Source organism: Mesorhizobium sp. M7A.F.Ca.US.006.04.2.1, from assembly GCF_004022915.1.
Classification (GTDB): domain Bacteria; phylum Pseudomonadota; class Alphaproteobacteria; order Rhizobiales; family Rhizobiaceae; genus Mesorhizobium; species Mesorhizobium ciceri.
The window spans coordinates 1-1,693 of sequence record NZ_RZQA01001110.1 but is presented as its reverse complement, the minus strand read 5'-3'; the positions used below and the strand labels follow the sequence as shown (position 1 = coordinate 1,693).

General features: G+C 62.6%; 2 protein-coding genes. Both read right to left on the bottom strand.

Annotated elements, in window-relative coordinates; genetic code table 11:
- Positions 1–148: 148 nt before the first annotated feature.
- The gene (locus EN925_RS34795; RefSeq protein ID WP_127368494.1) at positions 149–871 is read right to left on the bottom strand and encodes an amino acid ABC transporter permease; all 723 of its coding nucleotides are present in this window, start codon (positions 869–871) and stop codon (positions 149–151) included.
- 21 nt (positions 872–892) lie between these two features.
- A partial coding sequence (locus EN925_RS34790; RefSeq protein ID WP_128337316.1) for a transporter substrate-binding domain-containing protein occupies positions 893–1,693 on the bottom strand: 801 nt, incomplete at its 5' end.

Here is a 1,693-nt window from a genome sequence, read left to right as displayed (position 1 = left end):
TCTGTTCTGAACTAGCGCCTGACATTACACGTCCCCCTGAATTGCTGCGCGGCTCAGGCATCTGGCGCCCTTTCGGAGCAGCGTCATGCCGTCGCGTCGATGGATGTCAATGGCGTGCCGCACGCTGCGGCCCACCGTTTTGTGCCCGTCATGCGTGATGGGGCACTTTGTCGGTATCGTTTCCGGCCGCGTGGGGCTTGGCCCAGGCGAAGCGCCGTTCGATCCGCTTCTGCAGGATCATCAGTACATAGACCATCGCCAGGTAGTAGAGGGAGGTGACGGCGTAGAACTCGGCATAGCGGAACGTTGAGGCGACGCTTTGCTGGGTGACCGCCATCAGTTCCGTCAATGAGATCACCGAGGCCAGCGACGTGGTCTTGAGCAGCGTGATGAACTCGTTGACGGTCGGCGGCAGGGCGATGCGCAGCGCCTGCGGCACGATGATCAGGAAGAACACTTGCGGCTTGCGCAGGCCAAGTGCGGCGCCGGCCTGAAACTGCCCTTCTTCGACGGCGCTGAGCGCCGCCCTGTTGATCTCGACCTGATAGGCGGCCTCGTTCAGCGTCAGCGCCAGGAGGGCCGCGATGAAGGGCGAAAACCAGGTCTCGCGGAAGATCGGCCATATTTGCGGCAGGCCGTTCCAGACGAACAGCAGCAGCAGAAGCGCCGGCAGTGCGCGGAAAACAGCGATATAGGCCGTCGCTCCCCAGCGCAGCACCTTGTTTTGCCCGTTGAGCGCCAAGGCAAGCGGCAGCGACAGGAGGATCGCCGCCGCATGCGCGAGTATTGTCAGGGCGAGCGCTACCAGCGCCGCCCTGAAGAACGTCCCGGAAAAAAGTGTCGACCAGAACAAGCCAAAGTCAAAGCTCACGGAACCCTGCCGATCGCGCCGTTACTGACCGATGCCACTGATGGTCGACATCGGAAGCTTCCACGTCTCGGCGATGGTCTTCATGGTGCCGTTCGCGGCAAGCTCCTTGACAGTAGCGGCGACCGCCGCCGCGTCAGCCTCATCCTTGCGGAAATAGGCCGCGTACTGATCCTGCGCGCCGGCCGAGTAGACGATCTTCAACTCACCGGGCTGCTGCAAGTCGCGGTAGGCGAATTCGGTGTCCTGGCTGATCGTCGCGACCGCGCGGCCCAGCACCACCTGTTGCATCGCATCGGTCTGCTTGGGATAGGTCTGCATGGTGATCTTGTCGCGGCCGGCCTTGGCCAGGTCCTCGTTCACCTTGTCCAGCAGGCCTATATAGGAAGTGCCGGACTGGACGGAGATGGTCTTGCCGGAGAAATCCTCATAGCTCTTGTAGGCGGACGCATCGTCGGCCTTGCCGATCATGACGACGCCGGTCTTCAGATAAGGCACGCCGCTCAGCTTCTCCAGCCGTTCGGGTTTCAGCAAAGCGCCGCTGATGACGATGTCGCAGCGCTTCGATTCCAGGCCGGGAAGCAGGCCGCTGAAGTCCATCGTCGTGATATTGGCGTCGACCTTCCAGTGCGCGGCCAGCGCCTTGATGACGTCGATGTCGACGCCAACGGGAGCCTCGCCCGCCGTCTTGATGAATTCCATCGGCGGGAAAGTGGGATCGACGCAGGCTTGCAGTTTACCGTCGGCGGCGAAGCTCGGCGGCTGTGCTGCCGCCGGCGTGGCGGCCGAGAGGGCGATGAGTAGAAGGATCTTGCGGTTCATGGT